This window comes from Tsukamurella sputi, assembly GCF_007858445.1.
Classification (GTDB): Bacteria; Actinomycetota; Actinomycetes; order Mycobacteriales; family Mycobacteriaceae; genus Tsukamurella; species Tsukamurella sputi.
The window spans coordinates 285224-303575 of record NZ_VIGV01000002.1 but is presented as its reverse complement, the minus strand read 5'-3'; the positions used below and the strand labels follow the sequence as shown (position 1 = coordinate 303575).

At 71.3% G+C, this 18352-nt stretch carries 16 protein-coding genes; 4 read left to right on the top strand and 12 right to left on the bottom strand.

Translation table 11 applies throughout. From position 1 onward, the window contains the following. Nucleotides 1-26: 26 nt before the first annotated feature. Nucleotides 27-1652, top strand: coding sequence for a class I adenylate-forming enzyme family protein (locus FK268_RS06685; protein ID WP_146432475.1), 1626 nt, complete (start codon nucleotides 27-29; stop codon nucleotides 1650-1652). On the opposite strand, the gene FK268_RS06680 is transcribed toward FK268_RS06685, so the two are convergent. Genes FK268_RS06680 through FK268_RS06655 form a run of 6 tightly spaced genes read right to left on the bottom strand, consistent with a single transcriptional unit; the run spans nucleotide 1649 to nucleotide 7158 of the window. Next, a complete protein-coding gene (locus FK268_RS06680; RefSeq protein WP_146432473.1) occupies nucleotides 1649-2659 on the bottom strand; it encodes an LLM class flavin-dependent oxidoreductase in 1011 nt (336 codons plus the stop codon). The two genes, FK268_RS06685 and FK268_RS06680, sit on opposite strands and share 4 nt — an antisense overlap. A 3-nt stretch (nucleotides 2660-2662) precedes the next feature. Next, nucleotides 2663-3580 (bottom strand): ABC transporter substrate-binding protein, encoded by a 918-nt coding sequence (locus FK268_RS06675; protein ID WP_146432471.1) that lies wholly within the window; start codon nucleotides 3578-3580, stop codon nucleotides 2663-2665. A 31-nt stretch (nucleotides 3581-3611) separates the two neighbouring features. Continuing rightward, complete coding sequence (locus FK268_RS06670; protein ID WP_146432469.1) at nucleotides 3612-4382, bottom strand: amino acid ABC transporter ATP-binding protein; 771 nt, start codon at nucleotides 4380-4382, stop codon at nucleotides 3612-3614. Further along, complete coding sequence (locus tag FK268_RS06665; protein WP_146432467.1) at nucleotides 4379-5353, bottom strand: amino acid ABC transporter permease; 975 nt, start codon at nucleotides 5351-5353, stop codon at nucleotides 4379-4381. Before FK268_RS06665 ends, FK268_RS06670 begins: the two co-directional genes overlap by 4 nt. 42 nt (nucleotides 5354-5395) lie before the next feature. Further along, nucleotides 5396-6073, bottom strand: a complete 678-nt coding sequence (locus tag FK268_RS06660; RefSeq protein WP_146432465.1) for a response regulator transcription factor — start codon at nucleotides 6071-6073, stop codon at nucleotides 5396-5398. Beyond that, nucleotides 6070-7158 carry a sensor histidine kinase gene (locus FK268_RS06655; protein WP_146432463.1) on the bottom strand — a complete coding sequence of 363 codons (1089 nt, stop codon included), beginning with the start codon at nucleotides 7156-7158 and terminating at the stop codon, nucleotides 6070-6072. The genes FK268_RS06660 and FK268_RS06655 overlap by 4 nt, the downstream gene beginning before the upstream one ends. A gap of 89 nt (nucleotides 7159-7247) precedes the next feature. On the opposite strand from FK268_RS06655, the gene ilvA reads away from it, so the two are divergent. Beyond that, nucleotides 7248-8570 (top strand): threonine ammonia-lyase IlvA, encoded by a 1323-nt coding sequence (gene ilvA / locus FK268_RS06650; protein WP_146432461.1) that lies wholly within the window; start codon nucleotides 7248-7250, stop codon nucleotides 8568-8570. 391 nt (nucleotides 8571-8961) lie between these two features. On the opposite strand, the gene FK268_RS06640 is transcribed toward ilvA, so the two are convergent. Then, on the bottom strand, nucleotides 8962-9465 hold the full coding sequence (locus FK268_RS06640; RefSeq protein WP_146432459.1) for a hypothetical protein: 504 nt from the start codon (nucleotides 9463-9465) through the stop codon (nucleotides 8962-8964). Between the two features lie 79 nt (nucleotides 9466-9544). On the opposite strand from FK268_RS06640, the gene FK268_RS06635 reads away from it, so the two are divergent. Further along, a complete protein-coding gene (locus FK268_RS06635; protein ID WP_146432457.1) occupies nucleotides 9545-9976 on the top strand; it encodes a PPOX class F420-dependent oxidoreductase in 432 nt (143 codons plus the stop codon). A gap of 3 nt (nucleotides 9977-9979) precedes the next feature. On the opposite strand, the gene FK268_RS06630 is transcribed toward FK268_RS06635, so the two are convergent. The 5 genes from FK268_RS06630 to treY all read right to left on the bottom strand — a co-directional run bounded on the left by FK268_RS06630 (nucleotide 9980) and on the right by treY (nucleotide 16983). Then, entirely contained in the window at nucleotides 9980-11005 is a 1026-nt protein-coding gene (locus FK268_RS06630) for an LLM class flavin-dependent oxidoreductase (protein ID WP_231706962.1), read from the bottom strand. A 66-nt stretch (nucleotides 11006-11071) separates the two neighbouring features. Further along, entirely contained in the window at nucleotides 11072-12112 is a 1041-nt protein-coding gene (locus tag FK268_RS06625) for an LLM class F420-dependent oxidoreductase (RefSeq protein WP_146432453.1), read from the bottom strand. 57 nt (nucleotides 12113-12169) lie between these two features. After that, nucleotides 12170-13909, bottom strand: coding sequence for a malto-oligosyltrehalose trehalohydrolase (treZ, locus tag FK268_RS06620; RefSeq protein WP_146432451.1), 1740 nt, complete (start codon nucleotides 13907-13909; stop codon nucleotides 12170-12172). Between the two features lie 18 nt (nucleotides 13910-13927). Continuing rightward, nucleotides 13928-14605, bottom strand: a complete 678-nt coding sequence (locus FK268_RS06615) for a hypothetical protein (RefSeq protein ID WP_146432449.1) — start codon at nucleotides 14603-14605, stop codon at nucleotides 13928-13930. A 35-nt stretch (nucleotides 14606-14640) separates the two neighbouring features. Beyond that, complete coding sequence (gene treY / locus FK268_RS06610) at nucleotides 14641-16983, bottom strand: malto-oligosyltrehalose synthase (protein ID WP_146432447.1); 2343 nt, start codon at nucleotides 16981-16983, stop codon at nucleotides 14641-14643. Nucleotides 16984-17080: 97 nt separating this feature from the next. Here treY and FK268_RS06605 point away from each other — a divergent pair, with 97 nt between their 5' ends. Then, on the top strand, nucleotides 17081-18352 hold the full coding sequence (locus FK268_RS06605) for an adenosylmethionine--8-amino-7-oxononanoate transaminase (protein WP_146433402.1): 1272 nt from the start codon (nucleotides 17081-17083) through the stop codon (nucleotides 18350-18352).

Here is an 18352-nt window from a genome sequence, read left to right as displayed (position 1 = left end):
CCGTGCGAACCGGCTAGCGTGCGGCCATGAGCCGATCGATGCGCCCCGATCTCAGGGGAGTCGACCCCCTTGTCGTCAACCTGACCCACCGCGTGTGCCTGGGCGACCTGCCCACCCGCGCCGCCCGGACCTTCGGTGACCGGACGGCCGTCGTCGACGGGGACCACACCGTCACCTACCGGCAGCTCGAGAGCCGCGCGAACGCCCTCGCCCGGGGGCTCCAGGCGCGCGGCTACCGGCGCGGCGACGCGATCGCGCTGCAGCTGCAGAATCGCTGGGAGTTCGTGGTCTCGGTGTTCGCGTGCGCGAAGCTCGGCGTGGTCGCGATGCCGCTGAATCTGCTCCTCGCTCCGGGGGACGTGGCCTACCAGCTCGGCGACAGCCGCGTGCGCGCCGTCATCACCGAGGACGTCTTCGTGCCTGCCCTCACCGCCGCGCTCGGTGCCGCCGACCACGCTGTCGAGGCGGTGTACGTCGTCTCGAACGGCGCGGGTGAGATCCCGGGCGACGTGGGCGGCGTACCGTCGACCGGCTTCGCCGAGGTCGCGGATCCGGACGATTCCGTGGTGGAGACGATCGTCGAGGACCGTGACATCCTCCACTGCCTGTATACGTCCGGCACCACCGCCCGGCCGAAGGGCGTGGTCACCAGCCATGTCGCGGTGCACATCTCGGCGCTCTCGTCCGCTCTCGGGCTGGGGCTGCGCCCCGACGTGCAACCCGTCGTCCAGCCGATCGCGCTGCCGCTCTTCCACGTCACGGCGCTCGACGCGCTGCTCATGCCCACGCTCATCACCGGCGGGACCGCAGTGCTGCTGCGGGGCTTCGACCCGGAGAAGCTGGCCCGCGCGTTCGTCGATCACCGGGTCACCCACATCACGCTGCTGCCGATGATGTGGGCCGCGCTGCTGGCCCGTCCCGAACTGGACGACGACAACACCGCGTCGCTGGTCGCGGGCATGTACGCGATGGCGCCGATGCCGGCCGAGCTGCTCGCGGCGCTGCGGGCCAGATTCGCCTCCGCCGCCATCATTCTCGGCTCGGGCCAGACGGAGACGACGCCGGCGTCGGAGCTGCAGTGGTCGGGCCACCAAGGCGTCAAGGACGACTCCTGGGGGCCCGCCACCGTCTCCACCGACGTCGCGATCATGGGCGACGACGGCACGCTGCTCCCGCCCGGCGAGGTCGGTGAGATCGTCTACCGCGCCCCGCAGCTCATGGAGGGCTACTGGAACAACGCGGCCGCGAACGCGGATGCCTTCGCGCACGGCTGGTTCCACGGCGGCGACATCGGCTACCTCGATGACGAGGGCGTCGTCTACTTCACCGACCGGGCCAAGGACATCATCAAATCGGGCGGCGAGAACGTCTCCTCGGTGGAGGTCGAGCGGGTCCTGCTCGGCCACGACACCGTCGCCGAGGTCGCCGTGGTCGGCGTCCCGCACGAGCGGTGGGGCGAGGCGGTCACGGCCTTCGTCGTCAGCGCACCGTCGGGGCGGGCCGACGGTGACGCGCTCCTCGCGTACGCCAAGGAGAACCTGGCGGGGTTCAAGGCGCCCAAGGAGATCGTCTTCGTCGACGCCCTCCCCAAGACCGCGACCGGAAAGATCCAGAAGAACCTGGTGCGGGCGCTGCGGGAGACCCGGACCTAGGCCGCCGAGGACAGAATCGGGAGCAGACCGCGGGCGTCGGTGAGGATCTGCTCGTAGTCCCGGACGTCGAACTCGTAGGGCAGCTCGAGCCGGAACTCGGTGACGGGCCCGGTCTCCGGGGAGAACGCCGGATCGGCGGCGAGGCGTTCGGCGATCTCCGCGATCGGCCCCACGAGATCCTCCGCGAACAATGTGCGCTTCTCGCCGTGCGCGGCCAGGGTCCGCTGGTACCGCGAGCGCGCGTAGGCCCGGTAGCGCTCGGCGGTGGCACGGTCGGCGCTGTCCGTCGGGACGATCACGCGCCCGACGGCCACCCGCCGGCCGGCGCCGCCGGCCCTGCGGTACTCGTCGATGAGCGCGGCCTGGACGGTGCCGAAGTCGTCGGAATCGATGCCCCCGGCGGAGACGATGTTGCCGGTGAGCAGGTGCAGTCCGGCCCCGCCGGTCCACCGTGACGAACCGAGCGAGGTTCCTCCGTACCAGGATCGGTCGGCCAGTCCGGGGGTGTGCGGCTGCAGGCGCGGCCGCTGCACATTGCCCGGTGACTCGATCCGCGTGTCGTCGTCGCCGAGATACGCACCCCGCAGGTGCTCGACGGTGCGCGCCACCCGCGCGTGCCCGAGCTCGTACGTCCGCCAGTCACCGTCGAAGACCACGTCCGCGAGCAGGTCCGCGTGCGGCATCCCGGTGGAGAAGCCGGCCTGGATGCGTCCGCGCGACAGTGCGTCGGCGAGGGACAGGTCCTCCGCCAGCCGGAAGGGGTTCTCGTAGCCGATGGGGATGACGGCGGTGCCCAGCTCGATCGCGGTGGTGCGCTGCGAGGCCGCGCCGAGGAAGACAGCGGCGGAGGAGATCCCGTGCTCCAGGTGGCGCTGGCGCACCCAGGCGCCGCGGTAGCCCAGGCGTTCGCCGAATTCGATCAGGCGCAGGGTGTCCTCGAGCCCGCCGGCCGGATCTCCGTCCTCGTAGTTGCCGGGCGTGAGGAATGCGAGGGAGTCGATCGCCATCGGTCAGAACCCGGCCGCCGGGTTGATCTCGGACTTGGGCAGCGCCGAGGTCGGCACCTTCCACTTCTCGAAGAGCCGCTGATACTCGCCGCGCGCGATGAGTGTGTTGATCGCCTGCGAGATCGCCCGAGCGATCGGAGAGCCCTTGGCCGTGACGAAACCGACCACGGTGGTGGAGTACTCGCCCAGGAACGTCGTGCCGGGCACCTTGTCCACCAGGTACCGCAGGGAGAGCGTGGGGCCGAAGAAGGCGTCCACCTTGTTGTTCTGCAGGCTCAGGATCACCGCGCCCTGATCGTCGAGGTACTGGACGGTGTACGCCGGCTTGCCCTTCGACGTGCACTGCTGCACGCCCTTCTCGAGGATCTGCTGGAAAGTGGTGCCCGAGCCGGTGACGATCCGCTTGCCGCACAGGTCCTCCAGCGTCTTCACGCTCGTGAGGCCCGATTTCGACGCGCCGACGAAGGCTTGTCCGTCGTTCAAGTAGGTCGCGAAGTCCACGACGTCGAGACGCGGCTTGGTGACGCCGAAGTTGCCCTGTCCCACCTGGTACCGGCCGTTCTGGACGCCGGGGATGATCGTCGAGAACGTGCCGATCTCCTGCTTCCACGTGACTCCGAGCGCCTTCGCCACGGCATTGCGCAGGTCGACGTCGAGGCCCACCGGGTTGCCGTCGGGCACCTCGCCGCCGTGCGGCAGGTTGTTGATGCCGGGCTGGCGGGTCAGGCCGAGCGTCAGTTCCTTGGTGCCGGCGGGCAGGAGCGCCTGCGCGGCGGGATCGACGGCGACCGACGACACGACATCCTGCGTCGGAATCGGGTAGTTGGAGCTCTGTGCCGCCGGATCGGACGAGCCACCGCACGCCGCGAGGACGGTGGCGGCGGCGATCAGGGGGAGGGTGAGCAGGGCGCGGCTGCGCATGGGTTCTCCTTGGACTCGGGTCTAGCTAGGATCAGCGCACGGCCGCGAGGAATTCGCGGGTGCGGGGGTGCTCGGCGTCGGCGAAGATCGCCTCGGGCCGGCCGGTCTCGACGATGCGGCCGTCGTCCATGAAGACGACGGTGTCGGCGACGTCGCGGGCGAAGCCGATCTCGTGAGTGACCACGACGAGGGTCATGCCCGATCCGGCGAGATCGCGGATCACCGCGAGGACCTCGCCGACCAGCTCGGGGTCGAGAGCGGAGGTCGGCTCGTCGAAGAGCACGACATCGGGCCGCATGGCCAGCGTGCGAGCGATGGCGACCCGCTGCTGCTGGCCTCCCGAGAGCTGCGACGGGTAGGCCTTCTCCCGGCCTGCGAGCCCGACGCGGGCGAGCAACTCGCGGCCGCGCTCGGCGGCCTCGGCGGGCGCGATACCGGTGGCGAGCTGCCCCTCGGTGAGATTCTCCAGGACGGTGAAGTGCGGGAACAGGTTGAACTGCTGGAAGACCATGCCGATGCGGCGGCGCTGCCGCGCGACATCGCGCGGGTGCAGTTCGCGCAGCACCGTCGCATCACCGCGTCGACCCGCCTCGCGGTAGCCGATCAGGTCGTCGTTCACCCGCACGTATCCGGCGTCGGGGCGTTCGAGGTGGTTGATGCAGCGCAACAGGGTCGACTTCCCGGACCCGGAGGGGCCGAGGATGATGGCGACCTCGCCCTGGGCCACGTCCAGGTCGACGCCGTGCAGCACCTCGGTGCCGCCGAAGGACTTCCGCAGGCCGCGGACCTCGATGGCGCTCATCCGCGCTCACCCGCCGGGGCGGCCGGACGGGGGAGCCGGGGGCGCAGGCGCGCGGCGTCGGCGAGGACCTCGCGGAAGGGGCGGGCGTCCCGGCGCCCTCGGTTGAAGCGGCATTCGACGAAGTACTGGCCCACGGCCAGCACGGAGGTGATCACGACGTACCAGATGGTCGCGACCAGCAGGAGCGGCATCACCTTGAAGTTCTGGTTGTAGACGAGCTGCACCGAGTACAGGAGATCCGTCACCGCGATGACGCTGACCAGCGACGTCGACTTCAGGAGCCCGATCAGCAGGTTGCCGGACGCGGGAATGATGGCGGGCATCGCCTGGGGGAGGACGATCCGGCGGAAGATGCGGCGCGGGCTCAGGCCGAGTGATCGGGCCGCTTCGCTCTGCCCGGGATCCACGGAGACCAGGCCGCCGCGCACGATCTCGGCGGCGAACGCGGCGACGTCGATGGTGAGGGCGATGATCGCGGCGACCAGTGCGCCGATCAGGTGCGTGGTGTCGAACGTGACGAACGCGGGGCCGAAGGGGATGCCCAGCGAGAGCTGCGGATACAGGGAGGCGAGCTGGAACCAGAAGAGCAGCAGGACCAGCGGCGGGACCGAGCGCACGATCCAGACGAAGCCGAAGGACACCGCCTGCAGGAGGGGGCCGCCCCACAGTCGCATCGCCGCGAGGCCGATGCCGAGCACGAACCCGGCGGCGAAGGTGACGGCGGTGAGCCAGATGGTCAGCCAGAGCCCCTTGAGCACCGACTCCTGGGTGAAGTAGTGCGCCACGGTGGGCCATTCGAAGCGGTCATTGGTGAGGAGCGTGTTGAGGAGCATCGCGCCGAGCACCGCCACGACCGCGGCGGCCACCCAGCGTCCGGGGCGGCGGCGCGAGACGAGGCGCACGTCGCCCGCGGATCCGTCCGCGCGTGCGTCCACCGCCACCCGCGCCGGGGAGAGAATCGTTGTCGCCATGATGTCCGACCGTAAGTCGTTGGCGCGCAGAGAAGAAGGTTTTCAATCGCCCTGACCGGATGCGGCGATCCCGGAATCGAAGGCGAAGCGGACCGCGTGCGCACGGTCCCGGAGCTGGGCCTTCGCGAAGAGATTGTTGATGTGCGTCTTCACCGTCGACTCGCTGACGAACAGGTGCGCGGCGATGTCGCGGTTGGTGAGGCCGTCGGCGATCAGGCGCAGTACCTCGGTCTCGCGGGGCGTCAGGTCGACGGGCGGGGCGACGGGGTCCGACGGTGCCGCACGCCGCCCGGCCCGCCCCGTGGCGGAGAGCAGCAGTCGCTGCTGCACCACCGGATCGAGTACCGACTGTCCGGCCGCCGCCGCGACGATCGCCGCCGCGATCTCGGCGCGCCCGGCGTTCTTGGTCAGATAGCCGCGCGCCCCGGCCTCCAGGCCCTGCAGGATCGACTCCTCGTCGTCGTAGGTGGTGAGTAGGACGACGGCGGTGTCCGGCGCATCGGCGAGCACGCGGGCGGTGGCGCCGGCACCGTCGAGGTTGGGCATCCGCAGGTCGGTGAGCAGCACGTCCGGACGGTGCTCTCGGACCAGTGCCACCGCCTCCACCCCGTCCGCCGCCGCCCCGACGACGGCGATTCCCGGCGTGAGGTCGAGCATCGCGGCGAGTGCGTCGCGCACCGCCGCCTGGTCGTCGGCGACGACCACGCGGACATCGTTCATGCGGGCTCCTTCGTCGGGATGTGCAGGCGCACGGTCCATCCTCCGCCGGCGTCGGGGCCCGCGTGGACCGTGCCACCGGCTTCGGCGGCGCGTTCGCGCATGCCGAGCAGACCCATGCCGGACCCGTGCACGCCGGTCGCCGCGCCGGGCCCGTTGGTGACGGTGAGCTCGGCACCGTCGGGCACAGGGAAGAGACGGGCCGTGACGGGCGCGCCCGCGGCGTACCGTCGGGCATTGGTGATGGCCTCCTGCGCGATGCGCAGCACCGCCCGGGCCTGCGCATCCGTCAGATCGACCGGATGCGTCTCGACGGCCTCCTCGGGACCGTCCGCGAGCGCGGCCAGCGCCTCGGGCAGGTCGACGGTGTCCTCCCGCAAGGCGTGCACGGCGCCGCGTGCCTCGGTGACACCGTCGGCGATGGCGCCGCGGGCGCGCTGGATCGCGGCGCGGGCGTCGGCGGGCCGGTCCGCTTCGAGAAGGGCGTCGGCGAGTTCGAGCTGCATCCCGGCGCCGGAGAGCGTATGGGCGAGGACGTCGTGCAGGTCGCGGGCGATGCGGGCGCGCTCCGCCAGAGCACTGTTGCGCGCCTCGGACTCCGCGGTCAGCGTGGTCTGTTCCACCAGCTGCTCCAGTGCCCGGGTCCGTTCGTGGCGTGTGCGGCGGGCGATGCCGGCCCAGACGGTGACCGCGATCGTGAAGCCGATCCAGAAGTCCCCCGAGCCCTGGAGGCCGAGTCCGAGGGCGACGGTGCCGCCGAGGAGCGCGGCGAGGGGGATCGAGACCCGTTGCGGGAACCGGACACCGTAGTAGACGGCCGAGACGTACAGCAGCATGCCCGTGCCGGGATTCGGCTGCAGGACGAAGAGCACTGCTCCTGCGACGGCCCCGATCGCCTCCACGCCGATCCAGGCGCGTTCGGGGAGGCGGGCCGCGGGCGACAACCGGGAGGCGACGACGAGGCACACCACCGCGTAGAGGATCGGCGCGAGCGGGAGGTGCTCGCCCCAGGGGACGGTGAACGCCGCGAGCCCCAGGCCGATGACCGAGGCGGCGAACCCGAAGCGCATGCGGTCACCGTCGAACACCAGGCAATGATGGCAGAACGGCGGTCCGCACGGGGTGCGAGCGCCGGGTGGGGTGCGGCGCGTTCCGACGAGGTGGGAAAATGGTGCGCATGTCTACGTCATCGATGTCCAGTGCCGCCGCCGACCTGACGGTGAACTCGATCATCGAGGCCCGGTCGCGTCTCGCCGGGGTCGTGTCGATCAGCCCGCTGCAGCACTGCGAGCGGCTCTCCGCGCTGACCGGAGCGAAGGTGTACCTCAAGCGCGAGGACCTCCAGGTGGTCCGCTCGTACAAGATCCGCGGCGCCTACAACCTGATGGCGCAGCTCACCGAGGCCGAGAAGGCGGCCGGCGTGGTCGCGGCCTCGGCCGGCAACCATGCGCAGGGCGTCGCCTTCGCGTGCCGCGCCATGGAGGTGCACGGGCGCATCTACGTGCCGACCACCACGCCGAAGCAGAAGCGGGACCGGATCCGCGCGCACGGCGGCCGGTACGTGGAGCTGATCGCGACCGGCGAGACCTACGACGCCGCGGCGGCCGCGGCGCAGGAGGACGTCGCGTCCACCGGCGCGACGTGGGTTCACGCCTTCGACGATCCCCGCACCACGTCGGGGCAGGGCACGATCGGTGTCGAGCTCGTCGAGCAGCTCGGCGGCGTCGTCCCCGACGTCACCGTCATGCCCGTCGGCGGCGCCGGGTGCTTCGCCGGCGTCACCCGCTACCTGCGGTCGCAGTCCGCCTCCGCCACCATCGTCGGCGCGGAGCCGGCCGGCGCGCCGTCGCTCGCGCGGGCGATCGAGGCCGGTGGGCCGATCGACCTGCCGACGATCGACCCGTTCGTCGACGGTGCCGCGGTGAAGAAGATCGGCGCGATCGGCTACGACGTCGCCGTCGCCGAGGGGGGCGCGGTTTGGCCCGCGCACGCGGTCCGCGACGTCGTGGCCGGGGAGCTCGGGATCATCGAGGTGGACGAGGGCGCGATCTGCACCGCGATGCTCGACCTGTACCAGAACGAGGGCGTCATCGCTGAGCCGGCGGGCGCGCTGTCGGTCGCCGCGCTGGCGCAGCTGCGCTTCGAACCCGGTGCGACGGTCGTATGCCTCCTGTCCGGTGGCAACAACGACGTCTCGCGCTACAACGAGGTCATCGAGCGGTCCCTGGTGCATCAGGGACTCAAGCACTACTTCCTCGTTGCCTTCCCGCAGGAGCCCGGCGCGCTACGGCGGTTCCTCGACGAGGTGCTCGGCCCCGACGACGACGTCACGCTCTTCGAGTACGTCAAGCGCAACAACCGCGACACCGGTGAGGCGCTGGTGGGCATCGAACTCGGGCACGCCGGGGACCTCGGCGCACTGCTCGAGAGGATGGATTCCTCGCGCCTGCACTGCGAGCGGCTGGAGCCCGGTTCGCCCGCGTACCGCTACCTGACCTGACGTCGGGAATCGCCGTCGATCAGTTCGCGTTCATGCCGTGGACTCGACTGTCCCGCGCCTTCTTCCAGAACGTGTTCGGGTTCGTCGCCGGTCATGAGGTCCCAGGCGTTGCTTCCATCGCCGGTGGTTCGATAGCCGCGTACTACCGGCGTTCTCCGGGAGGGTAATGGGTTTCGATCTCCCAGCCGCTCGCGTGCTCGCGGGCTATCGGGTGCAGGAGCGCGCTCCACTCGATGACGCGTTGATCGCCGCAGTCGCCGACGCCAACGGGATGACAGTGGTGACGAGGAACCTACGGCATTTCGAACCTCTCGGGGTTCCGTGTATCGACCCATGGGAAGACGGTCCGCCCTGATCAGGGCGGACCGTCGAGCCTGGTGGGTGAGCGTGATCAGCCGATGCTGGCCACCGCCTCCTGTGCGCGGTGCGTGGCGACGCGCTGCTGGAGGAACTGGTTCTGGGCGTAGAGGGTGATGCCGATGAAGAGCATCGTGGTCACCCCGGCGAAGCCGCGACCGGTGTGGTCGCCCATCGCGAGGGGCACCAGGACGTCGACGCCCACGTGCAGGACGATCGCGACGATCCACAGGCCGATGGTCGCGGCCGTTCCCTGACGCAGGTACTGACCGTCGGGACCGGGGAAGACCTTGGTCGTCAGGGCCCGGGGGTAGGCGAGAGCGACGGCGATCACGAGGCCGAGAACCGCAGCGACCATGTGGCCGACGCCCACCTCGCCGCCGCTCGAGATGTACTGGACGGTTTGGACCAGTCCGACGGCGGCGAGCACGAGCGCGATGCGGGCGGTCTTCTCCTTGAGGGGGCGCGCCTGCAACTGGCGGTAGAAGATCCAGCCGATGGCGAGGACGGCGATGACTGCGGTGGTCGCTGTGTTCATGCTGATCACTGTGCCGTGACCGCCCGCGACGCGGATCGACCGACGGGTGGAGATCCGGGTGGAGACGTAGCCTCGACGCATGCAGACCAGCGAGACACTCACGCCCGCCGTCGTCGACTTCCTCTCCGCCGGAACACGGACCGGCCACCTCGCGTACCTCGCGAGCGACGGCCGGCCCCTGACCGCACCCGTCTGGTTCGTGATCGACGACGGCGCACTCGTCTTCGCGACCGGCCGGGACACACCGAAGGGGCGACTCCTATCCAAGGATCCGCGGGTCGCGGTGTCCGTCGACCTGCAGGAACCGCCCTACGCCTTCGCCCAGGTCCAGGGGATCGCCGAGTTCGTCGACGATCCCGACTACCTGCTCACGATCTGCACCGCCTGCGGCGTCCGCTACATGGGCGCCGAGCGCGGCGAGGAGTTCGGGCGGCGCAACGCCGTTCCCGAGGAGATCGTCGTGCGCGTCCGCCCGACGCGCGTGCTCTTCAACGGGGACGTCACGGCCTAGGTCTCACCCGAGCTGGTCGACGGCGCCCTTGATCAGTTCGAGGCTGTGCTTGCGCTCGGCCAGGCCGGGGACCATGCCGGAGATCATCAGCTCCTGAGGCTGTGTGCGGGCGAGCAGCTCGCGCAGCTCGTCGCGGACCGTCGCCTGCGAGCCCACGATCCACGCGGAGGTGGTCGGGGCGATGGCGTGCTCCTGCTCGGGTGTCAGCGGCTGCGCCGCGGCCTGCTCGTACGTCATCATCCGGCCCGGGTTACCGGTGCGAACGCGGTACATCGACGCCTTGGCGGGGCCCGCGATGCGCTGCGCCTCCTCGTCCGTGTCCGCGGCGACGACGGTGACCGTCAGCATCGCGTTCGGGGAATCGAGGTCGCCCGGGCGGAAGGTCTCGCGGTATTCGGCGAGCGCGGGCAGCGTTGCCTGCGGCGCGAAGTGCCGAGCGAAGGCGAAGGGCAGGCCGAGGAGGCCCGCGAGCTTCGCGCTGAACGTCGACGAGCCGAGCAGCCACATCTGCGGGTTCGAACCGATGCCCGGTGTCGCGGTGATCGCGGCGTACGGGTGGTCGGCGGGGAAGTCGTCACGCAGGAAGGCCCGCAGGTGCGCGAGGGCCTGCGGGAAGTCGTCGACCGATTCGCTGACCTTGCCGCCGCGCAGCGCATGCGCGGTCAGCTGGTCGGTGCCGGGTGCGCGGCCGATCCCGAGGTCGATGCGGTCGGGGAACAGGGCATCGAGCGTGCCGAACTGCTCTGCGACCACCAGCGGCTGGTGGTTCGGCAGCATCACGCCGCCGGAGCCCACGCGGATCCGCTCCGTCGCGCCCGCGATCTGTCCGATCAACACGGCAGGGGAGGAGCTGGCGATGCCGGGCATCGAGTGGTGTTCGGCGACCCAGACCCGCTCGTAGCCAAGCCGTTCGGCCTCCTGTGCGGTCGCGATGGTGTCGCGGAGGGCGTCGCCGAAGGACGCACCGTCGACGACGGGGGCGAGCTCGAGCAGGGACAGGCGAGGGCGGGGGAAGGGTGCTTCGGTCACAGAAGAGACAACCGGGGGCGGCCCGGAATTCATCCCGGACCGCCCCCTGTCGGCGTGTGTGGGTGACTACACGAGCTCGCGCAGCAGCTCGATCTGCTTCACCCGGCCGGCCGAGTCCTCCGCGATCGGCGCGACGTTGAGCACGGTGGCGCCGGCCTCCTCGAAGGCGGCGATCCGCTCCTTGACGAAGCCCTTCGGGCCGATGAGCGAGACGTTGCGGGCCAGCTCGTCGGGCACGGCCTCGGTGGCGGCGGCCTTGTCGCCGGCCAGGTAGAGCTCCTGGATCCGGTCCGCCTCGGCGACGTAGCCGTAGTTGGTGGCGAGCGTGTGGTAGAAGTTCTTGCCCTTGGCGCCCATGCCGCCGATGTACAGCGCGAGGTGCGGCTTCACGAACCCCAGGAGGTGATCGACGTTCTCGCCGATCGCCAGCGCGGGACCGGCGTAGACGTCGAGCTCGCCGAGCGCGGGATCGCGCTTGGCCTTGCCCTCCGCGACGGCGTCGCCCCACACGTCCTTCGCCTTCTCCGGCAGGAAGAAGATCGGCTGCCAGCCCTCGGCGACCTCGGCGGCCAGCGCCACGTTCTTCTGGCCCAACGCGGCGAGCAGGACCGGGATGCGCTCGCGCACCGGGTGGTTGATGAGCTTGAGGGGCTTACCGAGGCCCGTGCCGCCCTGGTCGGCGGTCAGGGGCATCGAGTAGTACTTGCCCTGGTGCTCGAGGCGCTCACGACGCCAGACCTTGCGGCAGATCTCGATGATCTCGCGGGTGCGGCCGATGGGCGCGTCGTACTTCACGCCGTGGAACCCCTCGATGACCTGCGGGCCCGAGGCGCCGAGGCCCAGGATGAACCGGCCGTCGGAGACGTTGTCCAGGCCAGCCGCTGTCATCGCGGTCAGCGTGGGTGTCCGGGTGTAGATCTGCAGGATGCCGGACGCCAACTGCACGCGTTCCGTCTTCGCGGCGAGGTAGCCCAGCGCGCTGACAGCGTCGAAGGAGTACGCCTCGGGGACGAAGACGATGTCCAGTCCCGCCCGCTCCAGGTCGAGGACCTCGTCGGCCGTGGCCTTGAACCCGTCCGTGTAGTTGATGCCCAATCCGATTCGCATACGCGCAAGGTTCTCACAAAGCGACCGCTTAGCAACAGAGTGCCCGCGGATTCGTGCTCAGGATCGACGCCGGAGGACGACGAAGGAGTGGCCGGGAACGACGACGCCACCTCCCTGCGGCGTCGCTTCGTCCCACGCGAGCAGCGGATCGCCGGCGAAGGGTGCGGTGACCGGCGACGGGGTGAAGTTCACGACCAGCGTGAGGGGGCCGCGGTGCACCGCGAACCAGGTTGCCTCACCCGGGTGGTCGCAGCGGACGGCGCGAAAGTCGTCCCGGGCGAGGGCCGGGTCGCGCCGCAGCGCGATGAGCTCCCGGTAGGTGCCCAGCAGGCGCGCGTGTTCCGGCCGCTCGGGCTCGGACCAGTCCAGGCGCGAGGCGGCGAAGGTCGCCGGGTCCTGCGGGTCGGGCACCTCACCGGGCGGCCAGCCGTGCTCGGCGAACTCGGCCTTGCGGCCCTCCGCGGTGGCGCGGGCCAGCTCCGGTTCCGGGTGGCTCGTGAAGAAGCGGAAGGGCGTGCGCGCGCCCCACTCCTCGCCCATGAACAGCATCGGCGTGAACGGGGAGAACAGCACGAGCGCGGCTTTCACGGCGAGTTGACCGGGGGAGAGGTACTCCGACGGGCGGTCGCCGCGAGCGCGGTTGCCCACCTGGTCGTGCGTGCAGGTGTAGGCCAGGAGCTGCGACGGTGCCACTCGTGCGGGGTCGATGGGCGTGCCGTGCACCCGCCCGCGGAACGAGCTGTGGGTGCCGGCGTGGAAGAAGCCCTCGGTGAGGACAGTCGCGAGGCATTCCGGGCTACCGAAGTCGGCGTAGTAGCCCTGTCGTTCGCCGGAGACTGCGGTGTGGATCGCGTGGTGCACGTCGTCGTTCCACTGGGCCGTGAGGCCGTAGCCGCCGAGCTCAGCGGGCGTGATCAGGCGCGGGTCGTTGAGATCCGACTCCGCGACCAGCGCCAGTGGGCGGCCCAGTTCCGGGGAGAGGTCCGCGACCAGCGCGGCCGCGTCCTCGAGGACGTGCCGTTCCGAGTGGTCGACGAGGGCGTGCACCGCATCGAGCCGCAGCCCGTCGACCCCGTACCGGCGCAGCCACCACGCGATGTCGTCGAGGATGAAGCGCCGGACCTCCGCGCTGCCCTGCCCGCACAGGTTGATCGTGCGGCCCCACGCGTTGGCGCCGTCGGTCTCGTACGGACCGAACCGCCCGAGGTAGTTGCCCGACGGTCCCAGGTGGTTGTGCACCACGTCGAGGAGGACGCCGAGGCCCAGGTCGTGCGCGGCCGCGACGAATCGTTCCAGCCCCGACGGTCCGCCGTAGGGCTCGTGCACCGCGAACCATCCGACACCGTCGTAGCCCCAGCCGTGCACGCCGTTGAAGGCGTTGACCGGCATCACCTGGACGAAGCCGACGCCCAGATCCACCAGATGCGGCAGCTGTGCCGCGGCCGCGTCGAACGTGCCCTCCGGGGTGAAGGTGCCGATGTGCATTTCGTAGACGACGGCGCCGCGCAGCTCGCGCCCCGCCCACCGCGGGCCCTCCACCTCGGGGATCAGCGCCGACGGGCCGTGCACCCCGTCGGGCTGGCGGGGCGAGCGCGGATCGGGAAGCACCGTCTCGTCGTCGTCGAGTAGGAAGCCGTAGCGGTTGCCCGGCGCCGCGGGCACGGTCGCCCGCCACCAGTCATCGGCGCCGCGTGCCATCGCATGGACCGCACCTTCGAGCCAGAGCCGAGCCCGCCGCGGCCGCGGGGCCCACACCTCGAAGGCGTGATCGGCGGCGTGTTCGGGCGGGGTGGACATCGGTTCGCAACGATAGCGTCAGTGCAGGTTCTCCCACTCCGCGGTGCGGGCCCGGTGCAACTCCAGCGCGGCGACGGCGGATTCCGCCGTTTCATGACGGCCGCCGGTGATGCATCCGATCGGCCGGTAGTCGTGCTGGTCCAGCGAGCGGAACCGCCACACCTCGTCGAGTGAGTGGGTGCACACGTGCGTGGTGAGCGTGACCACCGCGGGAGAGCCGAGGCAGGCGCTCGCGTCCTCCGCGAAGATCTCCGCGAACGTGCGCTCACCGAGGCGGACGTACAGCGTGTCACTCATCGGCACCTCGCTGAGCACCGTGCGGTCCCCGGCGAGGATCAGCCGGTCGTGGATCTCCGCGGTGAGCTCCCAGGCCGAGGCCATGCCGGCGCAGCGGACCAGCAGGTGTGCGACTTCTTCGGCGTCCTCCAGCAACCCCAGGATGGAGTTGCGTCCCTCCCGTAGGGCGCGGACCTCGATGGCGCCGCCCGCGAGGGTCTGCGCGGTGAGCCGCGACGTGCCGGAGACCAGGACCAGGCGGCCGCTGGGCAGCAGATCGGCGGGCAGTCCGTGCTCGCGCAGCGATTCCGCGACCCGCGCCAGAGAGGAGGCGCGGATCCGATTGCCGCTGACGCCGGCGCGCGCGGTGGCGGACTGGACGAGTGCCGTGGTGAGCGGCCGCGGGGTTTCGCTGTTCATGTCACGAAGTGTGCGCGGACCCACTGACAAGTTTTCTACTCGCGCACCAACAGGACGACAGGATGTTCGAGGAACAGCCCTTGAATTGCTGTCCGACCAGTCACGACGTGCCCCGTCAGCCGGTCGGTCCACGCGTCGTCACCGAGGTCGACCCGCGTGCCGCCCCAGCCTCCGGAACGCTCCAGGCGAAGCGAATGCCGCGTCGCGAGGGCCGCGACATCCGGCGCGCCGCCGTGCGGCCCGCGCTGGAAACCGAGCAGATGGCCGGCGGCCGGCCCTTCCGCGAGGAGCGGGCGGTACGAACCGCCCACGAAGCTTCCGGGGCGCTCCCGTCGCAGCTGCAGCACGCTCCGCACCAGGTGCTGCTTGGGGTGGGAATCGTCGGCGGCCGACCAGTCGACGGGCCGGCGGTTGTCGGGATCGACCAGCGAGTCCTCCCACCGTTCCGTGCCCTGGTAGACATCGGGCACGCCCGGCCCGGCGAGCTGCAGCAGCTTCTGCGCCAGGGAGTCCGACCGGCCGTGCGGGGCCAGTCGCGCGACCAGTGCGCCCATCGCGGCGCCGACGGGGCCGTCGAGGAGCGCGTCGAGGAAGGCGTGCCCGGCGGCTTCGAAGCCACCGTCGGGCGAGGTCCAGGACGTGCCGACCCTGCCCTCGCGCATGGCCTTCTCCGCGTAGGCGTGCAGGCGCGCCCGGAGCGCGTCGGAGACGGCTCCGTCCTCGGGCCACACGCCGAAGGCGGTCTGGAGGAGGAAGAGGCCCGTCATCGGATCGGGCGGGGACGGGAGCCGGGGCATCCAGTCGTCGACGGCGGCCGCCCACTCCCGCGGGCACTGGCTCAGCACGCCGATCCGGGCGCGCACGTCCTCACCCCGCTTCGTGTCGTGCGTGGACAGCGTCGTCATCGCGGCCGGCCAGTCCGCGGCGCGGCGCGCGAAGGCCGCGTGCGGGTCCGTCGGACCGAAGTCCGACGGTGCGCCACCGACCTCCTGCTGGGAGATCAGGCGCGCCGACCGGTAGAACGCCGTGTCCTCGAGCGACTTCGCCGTGAGCGCGCCGGTGAGCTGGGCGAAGCGCTGCGCGGTCTCCCCGCCGAGCCCGCGCGCGGACACCACGGCGTCGAGTGCGGCTGCGAGGCCGGGAACCGCCCCGCCGGACCGTGCGGCGCGGACGGCGCGGTCGTGCGCCCGGGCGGAATCGACCTCCAGCACCGGATAGTCGTCGCGGTAGTACGGGATCTCGTTCATCCAGAACAGGGCGGCGTCGGCGAGGTCGTCGACGGGGACCGTCGTGCCGGTCTCGCGTCGAATCGCGCGGGCGAGCCGGAGGAACTCGGGGCGCAGATCATGTGCGGCGAGCTCGTCGCGCAGGCGGAGCGTGGCGCCGGAGTTCCAGTGGATGTCACCGTCGTCCCCGGTCCAGCGTTCGTGCAGTGCGCTGAGCCCCGCCTCGCCTGCGGGATCGAGGAGGGCGTGCCCGATCTCGCGCAGCGCGTCGTAGCCGGTGGTCCCGGCGATGGGCAGCTCCGGTTCCAGCGGCTCCTCCGGTTCGAGGATCTTCTCGATCACGATCCACGCCCCGGGGCCGGTCAGCTCGCGCAACCGGCGCAGATAGCGAGAAGGATCGGCCAAGCCGTCGGGATGGTCGACGCGCAGGCCGTCCGCGATGCCGTCCGTGAACCACGACCCGATCTCGGCGTGCGTCGCGGCGAAGACCTCGGGATCCTCGACCCGGACCGCGGCCAGGTCGTCGACCGTGAAGAACCGCCGGTACGTGCGCACCGGCGCGTCCCAGGGGATCAGCCGGTAGTGCTGCGCGTAGTGCACCCGCTCGGGGTCGCCACCGCCCACGTCGCGCCCGATCGGGAAGGTCCGGTCGTGGTAGCGCAGCACGGGCTCGGGTCCGGACCGGTCGACGGTGAGCGCGGCACCGTCGTCGCCGGAGGCCAGGACGGGGAGCGCGAGCTTGCCGCCGGCGCCGTTGCGCGGATCCCAGTCGATGTCGTAGTAGTGCGCGAACGCGGACTTCCGCCCGTGCGTGAGCACGTCCCACCACCACGGGTTCTGCTCCGGCCGACCGACGCCGAGGTGGTTCGGGACGATGTCGATCACCAGCCCGAGACCGTCGACGTGCGCCGCGTCGGCGAGACGCTCGAGGCCCTTCCGCCCGCCGAGCTCGGCGCGGACCGTCGTCGGGTCGGTGACGTCGTAGCCGTGCGTGGAGCCGCGCACCGCCTCGAGCACGGGGGAGAGGTACAGGTGCGTCACGCCGAGGTCGGCGAGGTAGGGCACGTGGCGGGCGGCGTCGTCGAAGGTGAAGGCGGGCCCGAGTTGCAGGCGGTAGGTCGCGCCGACGGGCCGCGGAACGCCGGTTGCCATGGGGCCGATCATGCCATTGCACGCGGCGCCCGCCGGGAGCCGCGCGGACGGCCGGCCGATGGCGGCGCGGGCCGGCGCACCGCTAACGTGGCCCGGCATGACCCCCGACGAGATCCTCGCCCTGGACACCCGGACGCTCTGGCACCCGTACAGCGCCGTCGGCGGGGCGGGGGCCAGGGTGGTGACCGGAGCCGAGGGGGTCCGCCTCACGCTCGGCGACGGAACGCAGGTCATCGATGGGATGAGCTCCTGGTGGGCCGCGATCCACGGCTACCGCAACCCCGTCCTCGACGCGGCGGCGAAGGCCCAGATCGACACCATGTCGCACGTGATGTTCGGCGGCCTGACCCACGAGAGCGCCGCCCGGCTCGGCGAGCTGCTGGTGCGCATCACGCCCGACGGACTCGACCGCGTCTTCCTCGCCGACAGCGGCTCCGTCTCCATCGAGGTCGCGGTGAAGACGGCCCTGCAGTACTGGCGCGCCCGCGGCGTCACGGGCCGCAACCGCCTGCTCACCTGGCGCGGCGGCTACCACGGCGACACCTTCACCCCGATGAGCGTCTGCGATCCCGACGGCGGCATGCACTCGCTCTGGACCGACGTGCTCGCCACCCAGGTGTTCGCGCCCGCGCCGCCCGCCGACGTCGACGCCGCCTACGTCGCCGAACTCGACCGGCTCGTCGGGCAGCACGCGCACGAGCTGGCCGCCGTGATCATCGAGCCCGTCGTGCAGGGCGCGGGCGGCATGCGCTTCCATCCCCCGGCGTACGTCGCCGCGCTCCGCGAGATCACCCGGCGGCACAGCGTGCTGCTGATCTGCGACGAGATCGCGACCGGCTTCGGCCGCACCGGTTCACTGTTCGCCTGCGACGCCGCCGGGATCACGCCCGACATCCTGTGCGTCGGCAAGGCGCTCACCGGGGGGTATCTGACCCTCGCCGCGATGCTGTGCACCGATGAGGTCGCGCTCACCATCTCGAACTCGGATCAGGGCGCCCTGATGCACGGCCCGACGTTCATGGGCAATCCGCTCGCCTGCGCGATCGCCGTGGCCAGCACCGAGCTGCTGCTCGCGCAGGACTGGCGGGCGCGGGTGGCGGCGATCGAGGAGGGGCTGCGGGACGGACTCGCGCCCCTGCGCGACCTGCCGGGCGTCGTGGACGTGCGGGTGCTCGGCGCCATCGGCGTCGTGCAGCTCGATCGGTCCGTCGACATGGTCGCCGCGACCGATGCGACGATCGCCGCGGGCGTCTGGCTGCGCCCCTTCCGCGATCTGGTCTACACGATGCCGCCGTTCGTCAGCACGCCCGACGACGTCGCCGCGATCTGCCGAGGGGTCTCGGCGGCGGTGCGGGCAGCGCTACAGTGA

Bases quoted from the DNA above. Each gene is read 5' to 3' on its own strand.
- FK268_RS06685 (WP_146432475.1), top strand. From the start codon at position 27: ATGAGCCGATCGATGCGCCCCGATCTCAGGGGAGTCGACCCCCTTGTC.
- FK268_RS06680 (WP_146432473.1), bottom strand. From the start codon at position 2,659: ATGGCGATCGACTCCCTCGCATTCCTCACGCCCGGCAACTACGAGGAC.
- FK268_RS06675 (WP_146432471.1), bottom strand. From the start codon at position 3,580: ATGCGCAGCCGCGCCCTGCTCACCCTCCCCCTGATCGCCGCCGCCACC.
- FK268_RS06670 (WP_146432469.1), bottom strand. From the start codon at position 4,382: ATGAGCGCCATCGAGGTCCGCGGCCTGCGGAAGTCCTTCGGCGGCACC.
- FK268_RS06665 (WP_146432467.1), bottom strand. From the start codon at position 5,353: ATGGCGACAACGATTCTCTCCCCGGCGCGGGTGGCGGTGGACGCACGC.
- FK268_RS06660 (WP_146432465.1), bottom strand. From the start codon at position 6,073: ATGAACGATGTCCGCGTGGTCGTCGCCGACGACCAGGCGGCGGTGCGC.
- ilvA (WP_146432461.1), top strand. From the start codon at position 7,248: ATGTCTACGTCATCGATGTCCAGTGCCGCCGCCGACCTGACGGTGAAC.
- FK268_RS06640 (WP_146432459.1), bottom strand. From the start codon at position 9,465: ATGAACACAGCGACCACCGCAGTCATCGCCGTCCTCGCCATCGGCTGG.
- FK268_RS06635 (WP_146432457.1), top strand. From the start codon at position 9,545: ATGCAGACCAGCGAGACACTCACGCCCGCCGTCGTCGACTTCCTCTCC.
- FK268_RS06625 (WP_146432453.1), bottom strand. From the start codon at position 12,112: ATGCGAATCGGATTGGGCATCAACTACACGGACGGGTTCAAGGCCACG.
- treZ (WP_146432451.1), bottom strand. From the start codon at position 13,909: ATGTCCACCCCGCCCGAACACGCCGCCGATCACGCCTTCGAGGTGTGG.
- FK268_RS06615 (WP_146432449.1), bottom strand. From the start codon at position 14,605: ATGAACAGCGAAACCCCGCGGCCGCTCACCACGGCACTCGTCCAGTCC.
- treY (WP_146432447.1), bottom strand. From the start codon at position 16,983: ATGGCAACCGGCGTTCCGCGGCCCGTCGGCGCGACCTACCGCCTGCAA.
- FK268_RS06605 (WP_146433402.1), top strand. From the start codon at position 17,081: ATGACCCCCGACGAGATCCTCGCCCTGGACACCCGGACGCTCTGGCAC.